Source organism: Staphylococcus gallinarum (assembly GCF_000875895.1).
Lineage (GTDB): Bacteria > Bacillota > Bacilli > Staphylococcales > Staphylococcaceae > Staphylococcus > Staphylococcus gallinarum.
In genome coordinates this window covers 86,608-110,846 of the sequence record NZ_JXCF01000007.1, presented here as the reverse complement: position 1 = coordinate 110,846, position 24,239 = coordinate 86,608, and the positions used below count along the sequence as shown (strand labels likewise).

Here is a 24,239-nt window from a genome sequence, read left to right as displayed (position 1 = left end):
TTACACTATTTTCTAACATGATTACTTCAGTGAAAATAAGGGGTTATTTATATAAGAAACGGTCTAACGTCGTAATATTAAATGATTACTTAGTTGTACCTCTATATTCAATTCTGTGCGGCAAGATAACATTAGGCTCTTCTATTTCTTCTTCATTCATATACTTAGTTAATAGTCTCATACCTACTGCCCCGATATCATATAACGGTTGAATAACACTAGATAACTGTGGTCTAACCATTTCAACTAATCTCGTATTATTGAAGCTTACTATTTGTAGTGATTCTGGTACACTAACACCAACATCTTGTGCTGAGTGTACTAAACCAATAGCTTGCTCATCACTAATAGATAAAATCGCATCTGGTTTAGCTGATTTTAATGATTCAAATGCACGAACACCATCTTTGTATGTCTCATTACCATTAAAGATTAAGTCGTTGTCTAATTGTAATTGATGTTGAGATAAGACTTCTTGTAGTCCTGCTAACACATCTTCTTGTGCTTTCTTAGAATAATCTCCACCAACAAAAGCAAATGACTTAGCACCATTGGTAATTAACTGGCTAGTAATTTCCTTGGCTGCTGCTTTAAAATCAATGTTTACAGAAGCAATGCCATCATCTTTACCATTTGTACCCGATACAACTACTGGAACTGAAGATTTATTAATTAAATCTTTGATTTCCTCAGAGATTGTACCACCTAGGAATATAATTCCATCTACTTGTTTACTTAATAAATTGTTAAAAATTTCCTTTTCCTTAACTGGATCATTATCAGAATTTGAGATAATAGAATGATATTTATACATTGTCGCTATATCTTCTAATCCTCTTGCCAATTGAGAATAATAAACATTAGAAATATCTGGTATAATTACGCCTACTGTTGTAGTACGTTTACTCGCTAATCCACGTGCTACTGCATTTGGTCTATAATTTAATTTTTTTATAACTTCGTTCACTTTGTCTCTCGTTTCAGGTTTAACATTTTGGTTTCCGTTAACGACACGTGACACGGTTGCCATTGAAACGCGTGCTTCTCTTGCAACATCATATATTGTAACTGTCATAATTTCCTCCTTGTAAGCGATTTATTTGTTATTATACTCTGTTTTCACAACTTTTCAAAGTTTACCACATTTTTTATAAATAGAAAATCATTTTGTTTTGAATGTCATAATTATGTCATTATATATAATTACATTTTATTTTTATACAGTGTAATAACTCGCCATAACTGCAGTAGTCTACTAAACAAGTCATTTATATCCTTATACTTGTTAAGAATAATACATTTAAGAATTAAATTAACGAAAATATCCCTATGTGTTTCAAACTAGAAACAACATAGGGATATTTTAATCTGTATCGTTAATTACACAAATAACATTATTATCTAATGTATATTTTGCATGGTGATTATTTTAATTGCTTACTGTTATACATGTCTGCTAATGGCTTAAGCTCATTGTAGAATTTATCAAATTCGTTCAAGTCCATTTGTTGACCACTATCACTTAATGCTACTGCTGGATCTGGATGAACTTCAGCCATAATGCCATCTGCGCCCACAGCTAAACCTGCTTTAGCTGTCGGTAGCATGATATCTTTTCTACCTGTACTGTGTGTCACATCGACCATAACTGGTAAGTGTGTACCTTGTTTCAAAATTGGTACCGCTGAAATATCTAAAGTGTTTCTAGTTGCTTTTTCGTAAGTACGGATACCACGTTCGCATAAAATAATATTATTATTACCTTGTGACGCAATGTATTCAGCAGCATAAATAAATTCTTCAATTGTTGCTGATAATCCACGTTTTAATAATACTGGTTTATTAGAGCGACCTGCTTCTTTTAAAAGTTCGAAGTTTTGCATGTTACGTGCACCAATTTGGAATACATCTAAGTATTCATCGGCAACTTCAAAATCTGCAGGATTTACAATTTCACTGACTACATTTAAGCCGTATTTATCTTTTGTATTTTTAAGTATTTTTAAACCTTCAACACCTAATCCTTGGAAATCATATGGTGAAGTACGAGGTTTAAATGCCCCACCTCTGATGAATTTTTCGCCTCTCGCTTGTAATTCTGCAGCTACTGCATCGACTTGTTCTTGTGATTCAACAGAACATGGACCAAATACAAATGATTTATTACCATCTCCAATAATTCCACCATTATCAAATTGGACGATTGTATCTTCTGGTTTTAATTTTCTTGAAACATATAAATGTTTTTCATTTTCAGATTTTTGTAAATCAGTAGAGGCTTTAAAAATTTCTTTAAATAATTGCTTAATCACATTATCGTTAAATGGACCTTCATTTTTATCTAAAAGTACATTAATCATTTCTTTTTCACGTTGTGGATCATAAACCATTGTACCTTGTTTACGTTTCTCCTCACCGATTTGTTGTGCCAATTTCCCTCTTTTAGATAAAAGCTTTAAAATTTCATCGTTAATTTCAACAATTTCGTCTCTGTATTCTTGTAATTTATCTGTCATTTAAGTCACCTCTATGAAAATTTTAAACTGCATATTTTATTCTGCTTTAAAGCGATAAAATATTTGTTAAACGTAATTCTAACAATAAGTACCAATAAGTTCAAGTCACTATTTAAAAAATTTTCACTTTTAAGTGAATAACATTAATGATAACTGAATTTTCAGTCAGTTACTAGTTATATTTTACACTTTTCATCAAATTTATTAATTTAATAACAAAATGTTAATATTTATTTTGAAACCTTTAACGCGATACAGTTTTAAAGCAGATATGTATTAACGTATTTGTAATCATAGCCGTAATGTGAACAATTCATTATTCGCTTCTACAATTCAACAAGTCATCACATAAAAATCCATTTTGTCCTTGCCTATCACTGTAGTTAATTTCGGTATATTTCTTATGCGTTTTAATTTTTATTAAAAAAAAGCTGCTGACTCCCGTCTGTAATCAGGGAATCAGCAGCCTAGAAAATAGTATACTAAGCGAGTCATTACTTTAAAAATTTCGTATCTAATGCTGTTAAAACTTGTCTATAATCAACGTAATTACTCAGTATAATCAATATATTATTCAATAATTTGATTTAACATTTAATCATTAAATGTTCGTTTCGCTATTTTACTTTTTGCCTTTTCAGCTTTTTTTGCTTGAGGACGATTTTTCGTATATGTCGAATTATTAGCGTCTTCATCTGTTTGTTCTTTAGCACTTCCGTGAGAAATAATACCCTCATTATAATCAACTTGTTCTTCACTTTGATTTGATGCTGTAGATGTTGATGTTGATTTATTACCACTTTGACCAGCTTTGTCATGCGTAATGATACCATCTTTGAATGATACAGTTTCATGTACTTGTTCCACTCTTCGTTCGGCATCATGAGGTTTTGATGCTGAAGTAGCAGTTGCAGCTTTATTACCTTTATCAGCTGTATTATCTACCTTATCAGTTGATTCAACAGAAGTCTCAACATTGCTTTCTGTAACTAAGTTAGGAACTTCCGTTTTGTTATTACCTTTGATACCTTCTGGTGTTAATAGATTAGCAGTGTTATCTGCAACATTTGTGTCATTTTGTATCAAAGTTTGTTTTGATTTAGCAGCTGAAGCTAAACCTGCCGCAGTTACTGTACCAACCGCAACGGCACTAGCTTTCGTCGTACCATTTGATTGAGTTGTTTCAGATTTACTTTCTGTAACTAAATTTGGTGTTTCTTGTGCTTCAGTGGATGTTGATTTTTTGTCTTCAGATACTAATTCATCTGTTCTATTAGCTGTTTCCTCATCGTTGTCAATTTTATCATTTTTATCAGCTGCCGCTTTTGCGATTCCAGCTGCAGCAACTGTACCACCTGTAGCTGCAGCAATTTTTGCGCCATTATGATCGGAACTCGTTTCAGATTGTGATGAAGCTGAAGCATGATTTTCCGACGTACTCTGTGTCTCATCTTTAATCGCTTCTTGTTGGGCTGCAACCTCACTTTGGCTCGGTTCCTTAGAAGCATCGATATGTTTAGTTTCTAACTCTGCTACATTGCTTTCTTCGTCAGATGACTTCTGTGTTGCACTCACATCTTGTTGAGATTGTTGTGCATTTGGAGAAGTATCTGCTAAATGATGTTCTGCTACTTCTTCTTTAATAGCATCCTTTTGTGCCGCTAATTCGGCTGCTGATACACTTTCTTGGTTATTAATCGACGCTTGAATGTCTGCTACTTGTTCCTCTGCAGCACGTTGATCTGCTTCTGTTTGGTTAATTATACTAGATTTAAATTGGTCTTCTTTAGATTGTTTATCGGAATATTTGTCATTACGTGGTTTACTTAACGTCACTAGACCTATAGCTGAGCCGATTACTGCCCCTACAATAAATCCATAGACAAAGACATTTCTACTGCCTTTTGAAAAATATTCAGGCACTTCGTAACTTTCTAAATTTCTTTCATAGTTATCTCGATTGTAATACTTCATAAATGATAGCCCCCTATAACAAATGCACTTAAATAAGTTTAAATCCTCATTTAAGTGCATTTGTTTGTTTAAGTATATGAATTATTTATTATCAACTCGTGTAGTATAGCTATGGTTACCTTCGTTTGAGAAGTTCGCATCGTCTGCTACTCCACTTGTTTTATAACTTGCACTATTTCTACGATTTCTTCTGTTTTGCCATTTATCAGCAACTTCCATTGCTACATTTGACCATTGAACAACTTGAGAAATTTTATCTTCATTTTGAGAAATATTGTGCGTAATAGAGTTTGTAACTCGGTCTACAGAACCGTTTAAAGTTTGTACTGAGTCACCAATTCCTTTAACGGCATCAACCACTGAGTTCAAACGATCTGATTTGCCTTGGATGTCTTCAGTTAAGCGGTTTGCTTTGTGAAGTAAATCCGTTGACTCACGTGTAATACCTTGAATTTGTCCTTCAACACCATCTAGTGTTTTAGCAACATGATCTAAGTTTTTCTTGACTGAAAGTAATACAACTACGATACCAATTACTAGTATAAGAAATGCGATCGCAGCGATAATTCCAGCTATAGGTAAAATCCATTCCATTAAAAACGCCTCCTAATAAACATATGTTGTTACTTAATATAACTACCCATCTCATTTTAACATAAACATATTAAAATGAGGTAGTTACACCAACATTTTCCATGTATGCGCGTTGAATTTTTTGAATATCACCAGCGCCCATGAATAAAATAACTGCATTATTATATTGTTCCAATGCATTCACTGATTCTTCATCGATAAGTTTTGCACCATCAATTCTATCAATCAGATCTTGTATAGTTAAATTACCACTATTTTCTCTGATTGAACCAAAAATTTCACATAAAAATGTATGATCTGCTGTATTTAAACATTCAGCAAATTCATCTAAAAATGCTTTAGTTCTACTGAAGGTATGTGGTTGGAACACAGCAATAACTTCTTTATCAGGATATTTTTTTCTAGCAGTTTCAATCGTTGCACTGATTTCACGTGGATGGTGTGCATAATCATCAACAAGAACTTGATTCCCAACTTTAGTCTCATTAAAGCGTCGTTTCACACCACCAAATGTTTCAAGTGCTTCTTTAATATTAGCTACATTTAGATTTTCTAAATAGCTAATCGTGATAACTGCTAATGCATTTAGAATGTTATGATCCCCAAATTGTGGAGACAAGAATGTATCATAGTATTTATTTTCTACATAAACATCAAATTGCGTTCCTTTTGGACTAATTTGAACATTATCCGCATAAACATTATCATCTTTTGAGAAGCCATAATAATACACTGGTACATCTGCTTTGATGTCACGTAAATGTTCATCTCCGCCCCAAGCGATAATACCTTTTTTAACATTACGTGCCATTTCTTGGAAAGCATCAATTACATCATGGATATCTTTGAAATAGTCAGGATGATCAAAATCAATGTTTGTCATGATGGCATAATCCGGATGATAGCTTAAGAAATGTCTACGGTATTCACAAGCTTCAAATGCAAAGTAATCACTTTCTGGAATACCTAGACCAGTACCATCACCAATTAAGAATGACGTCTTCTTATCACCATTCATTACATGTGATAGTAAACCTGTAGTTGATGTTTTACCATGAGCACCTGTTACTGCAACAGACGTATATTGGCTAATAACATGACCTAAAAAGTCATGATAACGAATTACATCTAATTTCAATTCATGTGCTCTTACCACTTCTTCATGTGTATCTGGAAATGCATTACCTTGAACGACAATCATATCTTCTTTAATATTTTTTGCATCAAAAGGTAAGATTTCTATGCCATTATTTTTTAATGCAACTTCTGTAAATACATAATTTTTTATATCTGAGCCTTGTACTTCATTTCCAAGATCATGCATTATTTGTGCTAATGAACTCATACCGGCACCTTTGATGCCGACAAAATGATAATGTGTCATTGTAACACTCCTCTTTTATTAATTTTTATTTTTCTCTCAATTAATCGTTGTTTAAATCAGCTTCTGTTATATATACATCTCTTGGTTTAGAACCATTAGCTCCTGAAACATAGCCTAATTGTTCTAACTGATCTATAATTCGTGCTGCCCGATTATAACCTATTTGGAAATGTCGTTGAATAAGTGATGTTGAAATATGTCCTTCTTGTAACATAAAGCGACAAACATCATTGAACAAATCATCTTGTGGTTGGGCTTCTGTCTTCTTCAATAATTCTTTCTCTTCAAATAAATATTCAGGTTCACGTTGTTGTTTGATAAAGTCAACGACATCATCAATTTCTTCATCTGATACGAATGTGCCTTGAACACGTATCGGTTTATTCATACCGCTACCTAAATAAAGCATATCTCCGTAACCCAATAATCTTTCGGCGCCACCACTATCTAATATAGTTCGAGAATCTACGCTTGATGATACCATAAATGCAATTCTAGTTGGTATATTAGCTTTAATTAAACCAGTAATTACATTAACAGATGGTCGCTGTGTAGCTACAAGCATATGAATTCCACATGCACGTGCTTTTTGAGCAATTCTAGCAATTGATTGCTCTACATCTTGTGGGGCCATCATCATTAAATCTGCTAACTCATCAATGACAATAACAATTTTCGGCATTCTATCTTCATAAGCTGCTTTTTTGTTAAAGGCAGTAATGTTACGCACATGGTATTTGGCAAATACTTTATATCTACGTTCCATTTCCTCAACAGCCCATTTTAGACTTTGTGTTGCTGCCTTCACATCTGTTATAACTGGTGAAACTAAATGAGGTAAATCATTATATGGTGCTAATTCTACCATTTTCGGATCAATAAGTAACAATCTAAGTTCTTCAGGATGATTTTTATATAAAAGTGACATTAAAATACTATTAATACACACTGATTTTCCTGAACCTGTTGCACCTGCAATTAATGCATGTGGCGTCTTAGCAATGTCCATCAATAATGGTTCATTATTGATTCTATAACCCATCGCAACTGTAAGTTTTGATTCCGAATTTTTGAATTTCGGTGTATCTATAATTGAGCGCAAATTCACTTTTGTAGATGATTGGTTTGGTACTTCTATACCTACAAGACTCGTTCCAGGAATTGGTGCCTCAATTCTAATGTCCTTAGCTGCTAATGCCATTTTGATATCATCTTGTAGAGCAGTAATTCTTGAAACCTTCACACCTTTTTCAACAGACAATTCAAAACGAGTAACACTAGGACCTTCTGTAACATTTTGTACTTCCGCTGGAACATTAAAGTAATAAAAAGCCTCATTCAATTCTTGCTTCTTTTCTTCAATCCAGGAATTATCTATTTCATGTTCTTCTGGCTCCTCTAATAATACAGGACTCGGTAACTTAATATTTGGTCCCCTTCTGATAACTGGTTTCTCATTATTATCATCTTGGTGTTCTGTGTTAGAAGCACTTTCCTGTGGATGTTTATTGAACTCTGGTTGTAACGGTGGTATTTCAGTATTTCCTTGATTCACTTGATTAGATTCTGATAACACCTCATTATCGACTGATGTTTCCAATTTATCATCCGTTTGTTCAGCTATTGAATGGTCTCGTGTTTGATTTTCAACGCTTAACGATTCAGCTGATTCAGGTTCTAATGTAGGTTCTGATACTGTAGAATCGCTTTGGTTCAAGTTAATATCTTGGTGTTGATTATTTTCACTGGTTGAATTTGAAACTGTCTCAAATTGTGTATTGGCTTCGCTTGTTTCTAATACGTTATCAGTAGTAATTTGTGTTTCTACTGTTTGCTCATTTTGCTGTTGATTCATACGTGATGTAGACAAGTTTTGTCTTGATTTTTTCGCATCCATCATGCGTTTTTTATCAGATGGTGTCATAACAACATTAAATGGTTTACCACCTTTTCTGAGTGGTGCATTGTGCTGTGATTGATTTGATGTTTGTTTATTTTGTTTGATATTGTCATCCGTTTGTTCCACATGCGATACTGCTTGCTGTGTGCCAACATTTTCTTGTTGTGTATTAGCATCAGCTGCATTTGATTTAGAATCATCTTCAGTATCATCTACTACCTTGCTAGGATTATCAGATACATTGTCAATTGTTTCTGACGATTTCACTTCATTATTGTGGCCGTTCGACTCACTTGTAGTTTCAGATAATTCTGCATTTTGGTTTGCAACACTTTGACTATCAAGTTGCGATAAATGCTTAGATGAATCCAATTCACTTGTAGTAGTTATATCAGCATCAGCTGCTTCACTTGTAGAAGATGAATCTAATTCACTATAAGCTACAGAAGTTGCTTCTGATGTTTGATATGATTGAGCATTTTGTTCATAGTCAGTATCATCGACAACTGAATTCATTGTAGATTGTTCATCATGATCATGGGTCGCTAATTCTTGATTATGCTCTATTTCATCACTATCATCACTGTTTTTATCGTTTTCATTTACAAGTTCACGATATTGCGCATCAACTATTTCATCTTCTAATGCTTGATGCTTGCTCTGATCTAAGTCATTATAAGCCGAAGTAGCAATGTCTTGGTTAGTTGCATGCTCAATACCAGAATTTTGCTCACTATCATCCTCTTCCAGATCAGCAGCTTGTATAGATTCTGTTACTTCATCATCTTTGTTTGTTAAATATGAATCATGATTTTCTGTATTATTCAAATCATCTTCAGTAACTTCATCGATTTGTTGATATGGTTGGTTAGCTGTATGTACATCACTAATATTATCCAAATCAATTTCTTCATAGTTAAACAAGCTTGTAGACTCATTATTTGAGTGATTTTCAGCGTTTTGAATATCTGACTCAGCTGAACTATAACCCGTCTCTTCTGAACTTGAATCACCATTTTTTTGAGATTCATCATAACTATTCAAATCATCAAGTGAACTTTCACCTAAATGATGTTTAGCTTGTTTTGCATACATCTCATTAATTGCATTTTGAATACTATCTTCATGATTATCATTATTTTGTTGTCTCTTTTGTTGTAATGCTTTTTTAAATTGACATTTTTGTAATAATTTTCTCTCACGTTCTTTACGTATCTCTTCAACGATTTGAGAAGCATAAATGTTTTCAATATTAATGGTATTGTTTTTTGGTCCTTTAGACTGTTCTTGTGACTTATTCGCTTGATTAGTTGACTTATGTTCACCATTATTTTCAATATTACTTTTAGTATCAGATACATTAGAATCTATATATTGATCATTATAAAAAACTGTTTGTTGCGTATCTTTTGATGTGGATGATGTTGTACTACGGTGCTGTGTACTTTGCTCCGTATTTACCTTATCAATCTTGCTATCACTTTCATCTGTATCGTTAGATGTCGGTGGAATCACACCATTTTGCAAAGGACGCGGTTTTTTAGTTCCAAAGATTGCAGATGGCACTTCACTGGCTTTAAATTCACTTTGATGATATTTAGGCGCTTGGTGATTTGCCTTTGAATGTGTATTCGCTCTTAAAACATCTGTTTGAATTCGCATCCTTTTACCATGATGTTGTTTCTTTTCTCTTGACGTTTCTTCGTAACTACTATGTTGGTGCGCTACGTTAGAATTAACTTCATCATTTGTAGTATGCGCTTTTGCACTTTCGTGCATAGTTCTTCGTCTTCGATGTGGATGATTGACACTGACACGCTCGCCTTGATCTTCGCCTCGAGTTCTGTCCTTCTGTTGTGTCTCATGAAGTTTATCTTCGGAATCAACTTGTTCCTTGTGTGCTTGTTCACTCTCTAATCCGTCTACTGGAAAGCGAAATTTTCCCTTTGGTCTTTCATAAACGTCATTGTTTTGTGGAAGTAATGATTCACGCTTTTCTTGTTGCTTAGCTTTTTGACGTCGTTGGCTTCTTTTATTGAGATAATCATCATTAGAACCATTATCTTCTCCAAATAACTTGTCGAACCAGCTCATTCATACATTACCTCCTTATTCTTCAAAAAATGCTTGACCAACTGTGTAGTCATCAGACAATACCATTATTCCTTTTTCTTGAGGTGCGTTTGGTAAATTTAATTCTTTCATTGAACAAATCATACCACTTGAAGCTACACCTCTTAATTCTGCATCTTTAATTACCATACCGCTAGGCATAACTGCACCTACTTTGGCAACTACAACTTTCTGTCCCGCTTCAACATTCGGTGCACCACAAACAATTTGTAATTGCTCTGTAACAACATCCACTTTTAGTACACTTAATTTATCAGCGTCTGGATGTTTTTCTTTCGTTTCTACATAACCTACAACAAACTTAGGAGAAAAATCTGCATTTAATTTATAGTCAAAGCCAGCATCTGTAATTGCAGTTTGTAACTCAGCAACCAATGCTTCAGTCAACTTGATATGACCGTTTCCGCTTATTTGAGATTTTTTTGAAATATTAAAAATGTTGTATCCAACAACTTGATCGTTATTTCTAATTTCTACAACATCACCTTTTGTTACGTAATCGAATGGCCCTTCAGTAACTTCAATTTGTAAAAATGCGACATCGCCGACTGCTTCATTATTGTAAAATAAATTCATGATTTTTAACTCCTTAATTATTTCTTATCTTTATTTTCATATTGCTTTCTAGTTGCTTCTAATCTTTGGATGACATTAGGATCTCGTTTTTGTTTATTATTTTTACCTAAGATAAATATAGGTTCAAAATGTCCTTGATCATAACCAAAGGATAGTGAAGTGATAGGAACTAATCCTTTAGTGAAGAACTCCATCGTTAAATGTGCCATTACATCGTATCCTGTCTTATTACGAATATCTGCAATAATCAAGACATCTTGATGTGGTGCCGCTACTAACATTTCACCTTCACATTGACTTTGTAAATCATTTAGAAAACTTGTATTTAAAATTCTACTCGCATCATATCCATCATTGGAATTTACGAAATAAAAAATATTACCTTTCACTTCATCTGTTTTATATTTATTTTCAAGTTTACGTATATTAAATAAAGCCATTTCTTTTAATTGTTGCTTTGTAAGATTTAATTGTTGTAACATCTTTTCATCAATTAACCGATAAGATTTCCCTAAATCTACAGCATAATAAATATTAGTTTCTGCAGTATGCGGTTCAATCACAAATGCATTACCATTTTTATCTTTTTTATCAAAGCTTGGAGATCTAAGTACTGGCATAATTTGAATATTTTCTATATCAGTTACTTGCTTTTCTTTCATTTGTTCAATTGCTTCTTCGACATAGTAGACAATTTCATCTACTACATTTTCCTGTTGTTGTTTATACTTTGCTACTATTGTAGAAAGTTTGACTGTAACACCTTGGTTATTATCAGTTCTAGAAATTCGTAGCGTTTCTTCATCGCGATTGAAACTAAATTTTACATCTAAATGGTTTAATCGCTCTTTGAGTTTATCTCTCATTTGAAAGACATTCATAATTAACACTCCTATTTACGTGCCTTATTACAGTTTACAATAAATATACCCTTAGGAACAGAAAAAAAGTACGTTCTAAGGGTATATATTTTTCAAATTCTGTTTATGGTTTTTTAACTCAATTTTTAATTTAATGACGCTAAAAAACTATCGATTTGTTCGATTGATTTTCTTTCTTTTCCAATATAGCTACCAATTTGCTCGCCATCTCGATAAACTAAGAAACTTGGAATGCCCATAATACCATGTTCAATACAAATATCTAAATATTTATCTCTATCCACTGATACAAAATTATACTCTTGATATTTGTCTTCTAGTTGTGGTAAATCTGGTTCAATAACTTTACAGTCTGGACACCAGTCTGCAGTAAATAAAAATACTGTTTGTTGTTGCTTAAGTTCTTTAAATTGTGTTTCATTTTCTAATGTTTTCATAGTATCTCTCCTAGTTATTTATATTGTAAAGTTTGAATTTGGTCATCATCAAGTCGTTTCGTTGCTTCGTACAGCAAATGTCTAGCGGCAAAGTAATCTCTGATATCAAACACTGAGTCTGTACTATGAATATAACGTGCACAAACTCCAATTACAGCAGTTGGTATACCTATTCTCGCTTTGTGAATTTCACCACCATCTGTTCCACCAGGTGAAATATAGTATTGATGGTTAATTTTTTGATCATTTGCGATTTCCAATAGATAGTCTCTAAAGCTAGGTTTCAATAACATTGTACCGTCTTTAATGCGAATTAATGTGCCGCCACCTAATTCTCCAGACAAATTTTGCTTGCCTTTCATATCATTTGCAGGAGAACAATCGACTACAAATGCTACGTCAGGATCAATTAATTCTGCAGCTGCACGTGCGCCGCGCAAACCTACTTCCTCTTGAACATTTGCACCAACATACAAATCAAAATCTAATGTTTCATCTTTTAATAATTCTAATAATTCTAACCCAATTAAACAACCATATCTATTATCCCATGCTTTGCTAGCAAAACGATAATCAGACAACTGTGTAAGTGGTGTATCAGGAACAATAGTGTCCCCTATTTGAACACCTCTTGCTATAACAGATGCATCATCTTCACAACCTATATCTAACATTAAATCTTCAATTTTAGGTGCCCCTTCACTTCCGGTTCTAAAATGTTTAGGAATATTTGCAACTACACCTGTTATTTCTTCATTATTGCGTGTTTTTATTTTCAAACGTTGGCCTTGCCAAATATCAGTAGCTACACCACCTAAATTTGTGAACTGAATCATACCTTGCTTTGAAATATTTGTAATCATAAATCCAATTTCATCCATATGTGCGGCTACCATCACACGTTTAGGGTTTGCTACTTTCGAGCGTTTAACACCATAGAACCCTCCCATACGATTATAGACAAATTCGTCTACATAAGGTTCCATCGCAGAAATTAGATAATCTTTCACGTTATCCTCAAATCCTGGTGCGCCATGCAATTCTGTTAATGTTTTAATTCTGCTTATTGTTGTTTGTTGATCAATATTCAATTTCGTTCACTCCTTAACATTTATTATATCATCTTCAATATGGTACACTATTAATATGACTTTAATGGGGGTAGATTCTGTCATGTTGAATAAAAAAAACTTATTCATCATAATATTTATTTTACTTGCATCCATTGTCGGAGTAAGTTTTGCATTTAATAGTCGCAAAAATCAACAACACCTTAATCCTGAAAAGGTCATTAAGGAAGTAAGAACATATTTTATGAATGTCGTAGGTTCATACATATTAAATGAAACCATTCATTATAATCATGGCGATAAAGTATTAGTTGTATATCAAGGTGGTATTACTACACAACATAATGGCAACATCACTTACTATGATTTCTTTGCAGATGCTTCGACTGGAGAAATTATTGATATTATTGAATGTACAAAATAAAGGCTAAAGCAAGAGCATATCCACACTTGATTAGTGGGTATATTAAATCAATTGTATAAACACTTTGTAAAATGGGAAACTGTTGATCATCAACATGTGAACATGGTGTTTTATATCTAGATTTAACGCTCTTACTTTAGCTATTTTTTAATTTCGTGACAGATAACTTTGTATCTCATTTGGTCTATCTTTATCATATTTTACTGCGAAATAATTATTGTCATGATAGAACAAGAACCAATACCCTTCATAGATAAATTTTGGTATCAATCGCTCCTTCGCTCTGATTGAATCCATTGGATAATCATCATAAGCGGTAACCCATAATGGATTTTTATGGGCTGTTGTTGGAAAAATATCGCCCATATGTACCGCTTTTTCCCCTTCACTTTCAATCGTAATGATAGAGTGGCCATAACTATGTCCACCAGTATGGCTAACTGTAATACCTGGATACACTTCATATTCTTTTTCAAAAAGAATTAAATTTCTCTGAAATGTACCATTATTTTTTGGCCAATATGTTGATTTACTTCTTATATTAGGACTTTGGAACTCATGCCACTCATCTTGTTGAAAGACATGGATAGCATTTGGAAAGCTAGCATTCCCTTCATTATCAGTTAACCCTGAGGCATGATCAAAGTGTAAATGAGTTAAGATAAGTATATCTATGTCAGCTCTAGTTAAATGCAGTGCTTTTAAGTCGCTATCTATATCACTTTCATATTCAGCACCAAAGTTCCTACGTTCTTTTTCAGTTAGCTTTCCTACACCGATACCTGTATCGATTAAGATGTTTTTATCCTCAGTTTGAATTAAAATAGGGTGTGTAGGTAAAGGAATTTGATTCTTCTCATTCACCTCGTATTTTTTTGTCCACAATGCTTTCGGCACGACGCCAAACATTGCACCACCGTCAATATTGGTAATGCCTCCATTCACATAACGTACGTTAAATTTGCCAATTCTCATAAAGACTTCCTCCTAACCATCGATATGTATTAACTTGAACACTCCTTATACTAATACAATACCCTCGTTTAATACAATCATGATTGTTTCTAATCGTATACCCTAAATTTCGACATAAAAAAATTGATAGAGCATATGCGCCCTACCAATTTACATATTATGAGTGAAACTTAGCTTCCATACGATAAATTCTCGATCCTTTTTCAGAAAACTTTCGCTCATATTCAGTTTCTATATTACCTTCTACATCTTCTTCATGGAGATTTAGATTAATCTTTGTAAAATACATACCAAATTGCGACATACTTTCTAAACTATAAGCAAATAAACCTCTATTGTCTGTCTTAAAGTGAAGTTCGCCATCTTTCTTTAAGATTTGTTTATATAGTGCTAAATAGGTATGGTATGTCAATCTTCGCTTGGCATGTCGATTCTTTGGCCATGGATCAGAGAAATTTAGATAAAGTCTATCAACTTCACCATCAACAAAATACTCATTTAATTCAACGGCATCATTACAAATTAACTTTATATTTGATAAATTTTGTTCTAGTACTTTATCCAAAACTTTTACCATCACATTTTTCTCACGTTCCATCGAAACAAAATTTATTTCTGGATTTTGAGCTGCGAGTGTTGTAATAAATTGTCCCATGCCAGAACCTACCTCAATGTAGATTGGCTGGTCATTATTAAACCATTCTCGGATATGCCCAGCTCGACTACCGTCTATATCAACGATATCTGAATGTGATTTAAGATAATCTTCTGCCCATGGTTTATGACGCATTCTCATATTGATAACTCCTTAAATAAATGCATTGTTATTCATCATTTCGTTCAAGAATTTCAACCACATATTCATATCTTTATAACGTTTTTGTTCTTCATACCACTGTATCATTCCAATGGCTTGAATAGCTGTATACCACTTCATACGTTTTTGTAGATCTAATGAATCTTTCACTCCATAAACATCTAACCATTGAGGCCATTTACTTTCTGGAACGTAATTGTAAAGCAGCATACCTAAATCAATTGCAGGATCAGCTATCATCGCATCTTCCCAATCAACTAGATAAAGTTCATCATGATCAGATAACAACCAATTATTATGGTTTACATCACCATGAACAACAGTAAAGAAACGTGGATCTAAACTAGGTAAATGATCTTCTAAATAAGTTAACGCTTTTCTAACAACATGGTGTGTTAGCACTTCTCGAGATAAGGAGGCATTAATTTTATTCAACATAATATCTGGTGTAATGGGCTCCATTTCCATACGTTTTAACATATTTAGTAATGTTTTAGAATTGTGTATTTTTTTCATTAATTGCGCTACACGTTCCTCATGCATTTCATCGAAAGTAAGTTCTCTACCGTTTTTCCAATGTTGTGCGGTTACAACTTCACCTGTTTCGATACGTTTTGTCCACACTAGTTTTGGTACGATACCTTCAGCAGATAATGCCGCTATAAAAGGATTTGAATTTCTTTTCAAAAATAACTTCTGTCCATCTTGTTCGGCCATATAAGCTTCCCCAGATGCACCACCTGCTGAATCAAGCGTCCATCCTAATTGATAAAACTGCTCCAACACGTTCACCTCACTTTCAATTAGAAAATGGCTCTAGAAAAACAAATTTCAAGAGCCACATATAATAATTTCATTCACAAAATTATAAACTTCAACCAATTTTAATGTGTTTTCGTAAGAATCGACACACTTGTCCCTTTTGGTTCAAGTTCCTTTTTACTTTATAATTCGTACATACTGATCATGTTAATTTATAGCAACCCGTATAGCATACCATAAATTAACATGGTACAGAGTACTTAATTTTAAATTTCTCCATCTTTTTTATGAAATTTTCTACTTTCAAATTTCAAGTCTCATAAAAGATTTTATATTGTTTGGCTATGTATTTCAACCAAAAATGAGAAACAAAAAGTGACTTTTTACTTCTATAAATCGTATAGAATTTTAATTCGGCTCAGTTAGCATTATAACATAATTTGGCGTTAAATTATGTTATATTTTTTGTCCATTTTCTTGAAATTCTCCACTAACTGTATCTATATAGCGTGTGAAACCTTCTTGTAATTTTTTAGTGATTGCACCAACTTTTCCATCACCTACAGATTCACCATTTAGTTTCACTACTGGCATTACTTCGATTGAAGTACTAGAAACAATGACTTCATCAGCATTTTTTAAGAAGTCTAATGTAAACGTTTCTTCGTTAAATGGAATATTTTGTTCTTCTGCAATATGCTTTATCACTTTACGCGTGATTCCATTTAAGATGTAGTTATTCACTGGATGTGTGTATATTTCTCCATCCTTTATCGCATAAACATTACTTGAAGAACCTTCAGTAACAATGTCTCCTCTATGTTGAATTGCCTCTTTAGCATTGTACTTCACTGCCAATTCTTTAGCTAAGACATTTCCTAATAAGTTTAAACTCTTAATGTCACATCTTAACCAACGAATATCTTCGGTAGTCACTGCATTGATACCTTCCTCTAATTCTTTATAAGGACGGCCATAATTCTTTGTAAATGCCATTACATTAGCTTCTACTGAAGGTGTTGGGAAGGCATGGTCACGAGGCGCAGCACCACGAGTAACCTGAATATAAACGCCACCATTTACTATGCCATTCGCATTGATTAATTCTTGAACAAGTTCAATTAATCCTTCAACTGAATATTTTAAGTCTAAGCCTATTTCTTTTGCACTTCTTAACAATCTTTCAAAGTGTGGGCGTGCTGTGAAAATATGGTTATCATAAATTCTTACATATTCATAAATACCATCGCCAAAAACATAACCTCTGTCGTTATACGGAACATTTGCCTCTTGTTCATCTACAAGCTTTTCATTGATTAATACTTTTGTCATAGTTATTCCTCCACACATAATGCATACAATGATTCTAAATAAATACTTGTCGCATTAAATAATTGTTTTTTTGTAATATATTCGTTTTTCTGATGCATTAAATCTTCAGAGTCATCAAACATCGCACCAAATGCTACACCTTTATCAAGGTTACGTGCGTATGTGCCACCACCAATAGTATATGGTTCAGACTCATCACCTGTTTGGTTTCTATATGCTTGTACTAATGTTTGAACGAATGGATCGTCTTTTTCTACATAATGAGGTGTTTGGTTTTTACCTAATTCGATAGAAAAGCCTAATTCCGCTATTTCTTTTGTAAACCTAGACATCGCTTCATCAAATTCGAACCCTTCAGGATATCTTAAATTAATACCAAATTTCCCACCTTTAGTATTATTATATTCTATTACCCCAATATTAGTAGTAACATCACCCATGATTTCAGTATGATATTTCATTCCCATTTTTTCACCGAAATGTGAGTTGAATAAATACTTTTCACTAAAATCTACAAAATTAGCAGCTGATTTATCTAAATCGAGTTGAGATAAGAAGTTTAATAAATATAACCCTGCATTAATACCTATAGATGGATCCATACCGTGTACTGCTTTACCCTGTACATTCAGTACTAAAACACCGCTATCAACCGAACTCTCGCCTTCTAATTGATTATCTACAAGGAATTGTTCAAAGTTTTGAATCACATCTGTCATATTTTCTTTCACATTAATATGTGCTTCTGCTTCATCAGGAACCATGTTGTATCTTTGACCTGATGTAAATGAACGTAATTCGTATTCTGGTTCGTCTTGTTCCTCTGCTTGTTCATTTTGTATCACATCGAATGTACTTATCCCTTTTTCTCCATGTATTGCTGGGAATTCCGCATCTGGAGCGAAACCTAACGCTGGCATTTCTTCAGTTTTGAAGTAACGATCAGTACATTTCCAATCAGATTCTTCATCTGTCCCTATTATGATATGTATTCTTTTTTTCCAATTGACTTTCATGTCATTAAGTATTTTTACAGCATAGTAAGCAGCAATTGTAGGACCTTTGTCATCTAACGTTCCTCTAGCAATCACTTTATCTTCTGTCACTACAGGGTCAAATGGATTTGTATCCCAACCTTCACCAGCTGGTACAACATCAACATGACATAAAATACCAAATACATCTTCGCCTGATCCAACTTCAATTCTTCCTGCAATATGATCTACATCATGTGTACCAAAACCATCTCGTTCTGCAATTTTATACATATAATCAAGTGCCTGACGTGGTCCTGGGCCTACAGGGTTCTCTGTAGAGGATTTACTGTCATCTCTTACACTTTCAATAGCTAATAATCCCTTTAAATCTTCGATGATTTGATTTTCGTATTCTTGTACTTTTTCTCTCCACATTCGTGATCAACTTCCTTCTTCAAACTAATATATTTTATATTTTACATGAAGTAACGGATAAACTACAGTGAGATGACAATATTATTTCAAAATTTTATCTGTTATATTTCACCTAAAACAGTAAAACTACTGAAATGTTATGCTTTATCCATTCTGTATCAAAAACTAACAAATGATCTATATTAGAAATAGTATACATATAAATAATCAACCAAAGGGTTATTAACCATCCTCACTATATACAAACTGTAATATATACTTATTAAAGAATCATCCACTTCAGTTGGATTTAACACAACAAAATACTAAACAACATGAGCTTTATTGTTTCAAGCATAACCGTTAGCATCAGATTATTGGTTTATGTGGCGCTTGGTCATATTATGGATATTGAGAATGTTGCTCAACTCATTCCACAGTATACGAGCATTAACAGTGCTCCATATTCTTATCATATATAAAAACAATAACTGCTTAAACAGACACACGCGTACTGACTATTTCTTTAGTAAACCTTGGTATTTTACTTATAATCCTCGTCACTGTAATCCAAAAATAAAAAAAATGAGTGGTACGGTGTTTTAAAGTCAAAACACCGTACCACTCATTATTAATACATATGATAGAGTACCAAATACTATTTCAAAGCTTCTTTACTCTACTTTCGTATACACTATTACTTATGATTTTTTATTGCCATTATTTTTTAATTCTTCTTCAGTAACTACACGTAAGTTATTTGAAGGATCCGCTGCACCTTCGTCAGCAAAGCGTGCTTCTTCAATTTCTTTATTGCTATCTGCTGTACCTTTGAAGTGTTCCTTTTGACTATTAACAAATCCTTTTGGATCTTGTTTAACCTTTTGAGCATAGCCTTTCGGATCTTGCTTCACTTCATTAAAAGTTTCTCCTGCTTTTGAGCTGATTTGTGTAGCGATATCTTTAGCATTTTGCTTGTAAGATTCTGGGTTGGATTTATATTTACTATATTCATTTTTTAATTTATCTCTGTTTTCCTTTTTAGATAGTACCACTGCAGCTGCAGCGCCTCCAACTCCGATTAATGCACGTAGTAATTTTGACATGAAAAACACCTCTTTTATTTTAATCCTAATTGTTTAAAATCTTGCTCAGTTAAATGACGATAAGTCCCTTGAATTAAATCATCATCAAGTGCTAAGTCACCGATTTTAATTCGCTTTAATTCAATCACTTCATTGTCAATTGCATGAAACATACGTTTGACTTGATGGTACTTACCTTCATAAATTGTTACGAAAGACTGTTTCTCTTGTTCGCCTACCTTTAATTCAGCAGGCTTTGTCAATCCTTCATTCAATTCAATACCCGTTTTAAACAATTTTATATCATTTTTTGTAATTGTTTTTTGAGAAATCACTTCATATGTTTTAGAAACATGTTTGGTTGGGCTCATCAATTGATGATTGAAATCACCGTCATTGGTAATCAACAATAACCCTTCCGTGTCTTTATCCAATCTACCTACAGGAAACAAGTCAAGATACTTATAATCATCTATTAAGTCTATCACTGTTTTATGGTGATCATCTACGGCCGCTGAAATATAACCTTTAGGTTTATTCAGTAATAAATAGACTTTATCTACATATTGAATACGCTCACCATTTAGCTTAACTTGGTCTTCACTAGGCTGAATTTGTGTCTTCGGTGATTTTTCAACTTCATTATTAACTGAAATAGCACCTTTTTTTAATAATTGCTTTACTTCTGTTCTAGTGCCAACACCCATATGACTTAAAAATTTATCTATTCTCATGATGCAATGCCTAGTTTCCTTCTAATTTTATTTGGAATATCACCTAAGAATTCATCTGCCAATCTATTCTTCATAGTGAAGCTAGCATAAATCAACATACCTACAACTACACTTATGATAACAATAATTAATGCACCGATTTTATGTTCTTGTGAAATAAAGAGCTGTAAGATATATGATGTAATTTCCACAGCAACCATCATAATTAAGCCATATAAGAATATTTTAGAAAAATGTAGCCATGTTTCACTAAAGTTGAATTTCGCATATTTTTTCAAAATAACAAAATTACATGATACAGCAAATAATAATGCAATTGCTGTACTAAGTATTGCACCTGCTGAATGGAAAGCTACAATTAGCGGTGTATTCAAAATAACTTTGATAACAACTGCTGCTAAGATAATGAATACAGTTAATTTCTGTTTATCTATACCTTGTAACATTGATGCAGTAACACCTAATAAAGAAATCAATATTGCTACCGGCGCATAATAGAATAGCATGTGACTACCATCGACATTATATTTATAAAACACTGTATATAAAGGAGCTGCCAAAGCCATGATTCCAAGTGCAGCTGGAACAGTAATATACATTAATACACCTAACGATGTTCTAATTTGACGGTGCATTTCATTAATTTCTCCTGCAGCATAAGTCTTCGTTATAAATGGAATTAAGCTTACTGCAAAGCCAGAAGCTAATGATGTTGGTATCATTACAATTTTATTCGTTGTCATGTTTAATATTGTGAAGAAATAGTCGTGTAGTTGGTTTGGAACACCAGCTACTCCCAATGCCGCATTATGCGTAAATTGGTCCACTAAGTTAAATAGTGGGAAGTTCAAACTTACAATTACAAACGGAATACTATAAGAGATAATCTCTTTATACATACGACCATAAGAAACATTTATACCTGTTGTATCACTAGCTACCATTTTTGAAATGTGTGGTTTTCTTTTTCTCCAATAATACCAAAGCGTAAAGATACCAGCTATTGCACCTACTGCCGCCGCAAACGTCGCAACAGCATTCGCAGATAGAATTGATCCATTAAATACATTTAATACTAAATAACTTCCTATTAAAATAAATAATATTCGAGCTACTTGTTCAAGCACTTCCGATACAGCTGTTGGCCCCATAGATTTATAACCTTGGAAGACGCCTCGCCACGTAGCTAGTAACGGGATAAAGATTACAACCATACTTATAATTCTAATAATCCAAGTAATATCAGCAACTGTCCATGCACCTTTGCCACCTGATTCATTTGCTAATGTAATCGTCGCTATGCTTGGTGCTAATAGATAAAGTAATAAGAAACCAATTACACCGGTTATAGACATTACCATAAAACTAGATTTGTATAATTTCTGACTGACTTTATATGCACCTAGCGCATTATATTTTGCGACATACTTCGAAGCCGCTAATGGTACGCCGGCAGTTGCAACTGCAATTGCAATATTATATGGAGTATACGCATAGTTAAAAGGTGCTAATTTTTCTTCGCCACCTATAATTGCGTAAAACGGGATAATATAAACTACACCCAGTATTTTTGTTATTAAAATACTTAATGTAATCAAGAAGGTCCCCCGCACTAATTCTTTACTTTCACTCATTCAGATCTTCCTATCTCAAATTTAATTTTTACACTCGTAAACTTTATCATAACGTTTTAACAATTATTTTTCAAAAGTAAATATAATGAAAGCATGATGAATCTTAAAGTTAAGCATAAATCAAATAACTTATATGTATTTAATCATCTTTAAAATGATGTAAAACCTATTAAACCATTTAAATAATAAAGCTTTGCCCTTTTAATATCTATCCTTTAAAATATAATGTTGTTATATAACGTGTGGGAAACATGTGTTTAAAGTGTTAATCGTAAAATAATATTTCTTCATATAAAATAACACTATATAGTAAAGGGAGGCAATAAAATGTATCAAATAATCATTATAGGTGGCGGACCTAGTGGTCTAATGGCTGCAGCTGCTGCAAGTGCTGATGGAGAACGTGTTTTACTGCTTGAAAAGAAAAAAGGTTTAGGTAGAAAATTAAAAATATCTGGCGGAGGACGTTGTAATGTGACTAACCGCTTACCTTATGATGAAATTATCAAGAATATTCCTGGAAACGGAAAGTTTCTATATAGTCCCTTTTCAATTTTTGATAATGAATCAATTATAGCTTTTTTCGAATCACGCGGTGTCAAACTAAAGGAAGAAGATCACGGCAGGATGTTTCCTGTGTCTAATAAAGCACAAGACGTTGTAGATACACTTGTTACAACATTACACCAAAACAAAGTTGAGGTGAAAGAGGAATCCACAGTTGAAAAAGTGGAATATACTTCAACAGATTCATTTAAAGTGACTTTGAATAATCAAAAGGAATATCAAAGTAAATCATTAATAATTGCTACAGGCGGTACAAGCGTCCCACAAACTGGTTCAACTGGTGACGGATACAAATTTGCGACTTCATTAGGCCATACAATTACCGAACTATTCCCTACTGAAGTCCCAATCACCTCTGCCGAGCCATTTATTAAAGATAAAAGATTAAAAGGATTAAGTTTGAAAGATGTTGGCGTGTCAGTTCTTAAAAAAAATGGCAAGAAGAGAATTACACATCAAATGGATATGATTTTCACCCATTTCGGTATAAGTGGCCCTGCTGCGTTAAGATGTAGCCAATTTGTCTATAAAGAACAAAAAAATCAAAAGAAACAAGACATAGACATGCAAATCGATGCCTTCCCACAACTAACAACTGATGCTTTAGAACAAGAAATTAGAGGATTATTGAATGCGGCACCAGATAAATATGTGAAAAATAGTTTACATGGTTTAATAGAAGAAAGATATTTGCAATTTATGATTGACTGCGCAGAAATTGACGAAGACTTAACCGCACATCATATTTCTAATACGCAAATAAATACGCTTGTAGCATTATTTAAAGGCTTTACCTTTAAAGTTAACGGAACATTACCCATTGATAAAGCATTTGTAACTGGCGGCGGCGTGAGTTTAAAGGAAATACAACCTAAAACGATGATGTCTAAGTTAGTCCCAGGATTATTTTTATGCGGAGAAGTACTTGATATACATGGTTATACCGGTGGTTACAATATTACAAGTGCATTAGTTACCGGACATGTAGCTGGTTTAAATGCAGGTTCATTTTCCACAACAATAGATTAACATCATATAAATTGTAGTTAAATT

Annotated in this window: 20 protein-coding genes; 2 read left to right on the top strand and 18 right to left on the bottom strand. The window is 33.3% G+C overall.

All coding sequences use genetic code 11. The annotated features are described in order from the left end of the window. Nucleotides 1-85 precede the first annotated feature (85 nt). The 10 genes from ccpA to SH09_RS04325 form a co-directional block, all read right to left on the bottom strand. Nucleotides 86-1,075, bottom strand: coding sequence for a catabolite control protein A (ccpA, locus tag SH09_RS04370; RefSeq protein WP_042738404.1), 990 nt, complete (start codon nucleotides 1,073-1,075; stop codon nucleotides 86-88). Nucleotides 1,076-1,424: 349 nt separating this feature from the next. After that, a complete protein-coding gene (locus SH09_RS04365) occupies nucleotides 1,425-2,516 on the bottom strand; it encodes a bifunctional 3-deoxy-7-phosphoheptulonate synthase/chorismate mutase (RefSeq protein WP_042738403.1) in 1,092 nt (363 codons plus the stop codon). A 594-nt stretch (nucleotides 2,517-3,110) separates the two neighbouring features. Further along, nucleotides 3,111-4,490, bottom strand: a complete 1,380-nt coding sequence (locus tag SH09_RS04360) for a hypothetical protein (protein ID WP_042738402.1) — start codon at nucleotides 4,488-4,490, stop codon at nucleotides 3,111-3,113. Nucleotides 4,491-4,571: 81 nt separating this feature from the next. Beyond that, nucleotides 4,572-5,084: a DUF948 domain-containing protein gene (locus SH09_RS04355; protein WP_042738401.1), complete on the bottom strand. Its 513-nt coding sequence runs from the start codon at nucleotides 5,082-5,084 to the stop codon at nucleotides 4,572-4,574. Nucleotides 5,085-5,154: 70 nt separating this feature from the next. Beyond that, nucleotides 5,155-6,468, bottom strand: coding sequence for a UDP-N-acetylmuramate--L-alanine ligase (gene murC, locus SH09_RS04350; protein WP_042738400.1), 1,314 nt, complete (start codon nucleotides 6,466-6,468; stop codon nucleotides 5,155-5,157). 40 nt (nucleotides 6,469-6,508) lie between these two features. Further along, entirely contained in the window at nucleotides 6,509-10,462 is a 3,954-nt protein-coding gene (locus SH09_RS04345; protein WP_042738399.1) for a DNA translocase FtsK, read from the bottom strand. A gap of 15 nt (nucleotides 10,463-10,477) precedes the next feature. Then, entirely contained in the window at nucleotides 10,478-11,077 is a 600-nt protein-coding gene (ytpR, locus tag SH09_RS04340) for a YtpR family tRNA-binding protein (RefSeq protein ID WP_042738398.1), read from the bottom strand. A gap of 17 nt (nucleotides 11,078-11,094) precedes the next feature. Next, entirely contained in the window at nucleotides 11,095-11,958 is an 864-nt protein-coding gene (locus SH09_RS04335; protein ID WP_042738397.1) for a DUF1444 domain-containing protein, read from the bottom strand. 125 nt (nucleotides 11,959-12,083) lie between these two features. Next, nucleotides 12,084-12,395 (bottom strand): thioredoxin family protein, encoded by a 312-nt coding sequence (locus SH09_RS04330; RefSeq protein WP_042738396.1) that lies wholly within the window; start codon nucleotides 12,393-12,395, stop codon nucleotides 12,084-12,086. 14 nt (nucleotides 12,396-12,409) lie between these two features. Then, nucleotides 12,410-13,486, bottom strand: coding sequence for a M42 family metallopeptidase (locus SH09_RS04325; protein WP_042738395.1), 1,077 nt, complete (start codon nucleotides 13,484-13,486; stop codon nucleotides 12,410-12,412). A gap of 82 nt (nucleotides 13,487-13,568) precedes the next feature. Here SH09_RS04325 and SH09_RS04320 point away from each other — a divergent pair, with 82 nt between their 5' ends. Next, nucleotides 13,569-13,889: a PepSY domain-containing protein gene (locus SH09_RS04320; protein ID WP_042738394.1), complete on the top strand. Its 321-nt coding sequence runs from the start codon at nucleotides 13,569-13,571 to the stop codon at nucleotides 13,887-13,889. A gap of 147 nt (nucleotides 13,890-14,036) precedes the next feature. On the opposite strand, the gene SH09_RS04315 is transcribed toward SH09_RS04320, so the two are convergent. From SH09_RS04315 to SH09_RS04280, 8 genes are all read right to left on the bottom strand, one after another. Further along, nucleotides 14,037-14,864 (bottom strand): YtnP family quorum-quenching lactonase, encoded by an 828-nt coding sequence (locus SH09_RS04315; RefSeq protein ID WP_042738393.1) that lies wholly within the window; start codon nucleotides 14,862-14,864, stop codon nucleotides 14,037-14,039. A 157-nt stretch (nucleotides 14,865-15,021) separates the two neighbouring features. Next, on the bottom strand, nucleotides 15,022-15,660 hold the full coding sequence (gene trmB / locus SH09_RS04310; protein ID WP_042738392.1) for a tRNA (guanosine(46)-N7)-methyltransferase TrmB: 639 nt from the start codon (nucleotides 15,658-15,660) through the stop codon (nucleotides 15,022-15,024). Nucleotides 15,661-15,672: 12 nt separating this feature from the next. Beyond that, nucleotides 15,673-16,464 carry a phosphotransferase family protein gene (locus SH09_RS04305; protein WP_042738391.1) on the bottom strand — a complete coding sequence of 264 codons (792 nt, stop codon included), beginning with the start codon at nucleotides 16,462-16,464 and terminating at the stop codon, nucleotides 15,673-15,675. Nucleotides 16,465-16,899: 435 nt separating this feature from the next. Further along, a complete protein-coding gene (gene dat / locus SH09_RS04300; RefSeq protein WP_042738390.1) occupies nucleotides 16,900-17,775 on the bottom strand; it encodes a D-amino-acid transaminase in 876 nt (291 codons plus the stop codon). Nucleotides 17,776-17,777: 2 nt separating this feature from the next. Next, nucleotides 17,778-19,187: a dipeptidase PepV gene (pepV, locus tag SH09_RS04295; RefSeq protein WP_042738389.1), complete on the bottom strand. Its 1,410-nt coding sequence runs from the start codon at nucleotides 19,185-19,187 to the stop codon at nucleotides 17,778-17,780. 680 nt (nucleotides 19,188-19,867) lie between these two features. Then, on the bottom strand, nucleotides 19,868-20,272 hold the full coding sequence (locus tag SH09_RS04290) for a YtxH domain-containing protein (protein WP_042738388.1): 405 nt from the start codon (nucleotides 20,270-20,272) through the stop codon (nucleotides 19,868-19,870). 14 nt (nucleotides 20,273-20,286) lie between these two features. Next, on the bottom strand, nucleotides 20,287-20,985 hold the full coding sequence (locus tag SH09_RS04285; protein WP_042738387.1) for a pseudouridine synthase: 699 nt from the start codon (nucleotides 20,983-20,985) through the stop codon (nucleotides 20,287-20,289). Continuing rightward, complete coding sequence (locus tag SH09_RS04280; protein WP_042738386.1) at nucleotides 20,982-22,619, bottom strand: putative polysaccharide biosynthesis protein; 1,638 nt, start codon at nucleotides 22,617-22,619, stop codon at nucleotides 20,982-20,984. Before SH09_RS04280 ends, SH09_RS04285 begins: the two co-directional genes overlap by 4 nt. 327 nt (nucleotides 22,620-22,946) lie before the next feature. Here SH09_RS04280 and SH09_RS04275 point away from each other — a divergent pair, with 327 nt between their 5' ends. Further along, nucleotides 22,947-24,215, top strand: a complete 1,269-nt coding sequence (locus tag SH09_RS04275) for a BaiN/RdsA family NAD(P)/FAD-dependent oxidoreductase (protein WP_042738385.1) — start codon at nucleotides 22,947-22,949, stop codon at nucleotides 24,213-24,215. The last annotated feature ends 24 nt before the right edge of the window (nucleotides 24,216-24,239 follow it).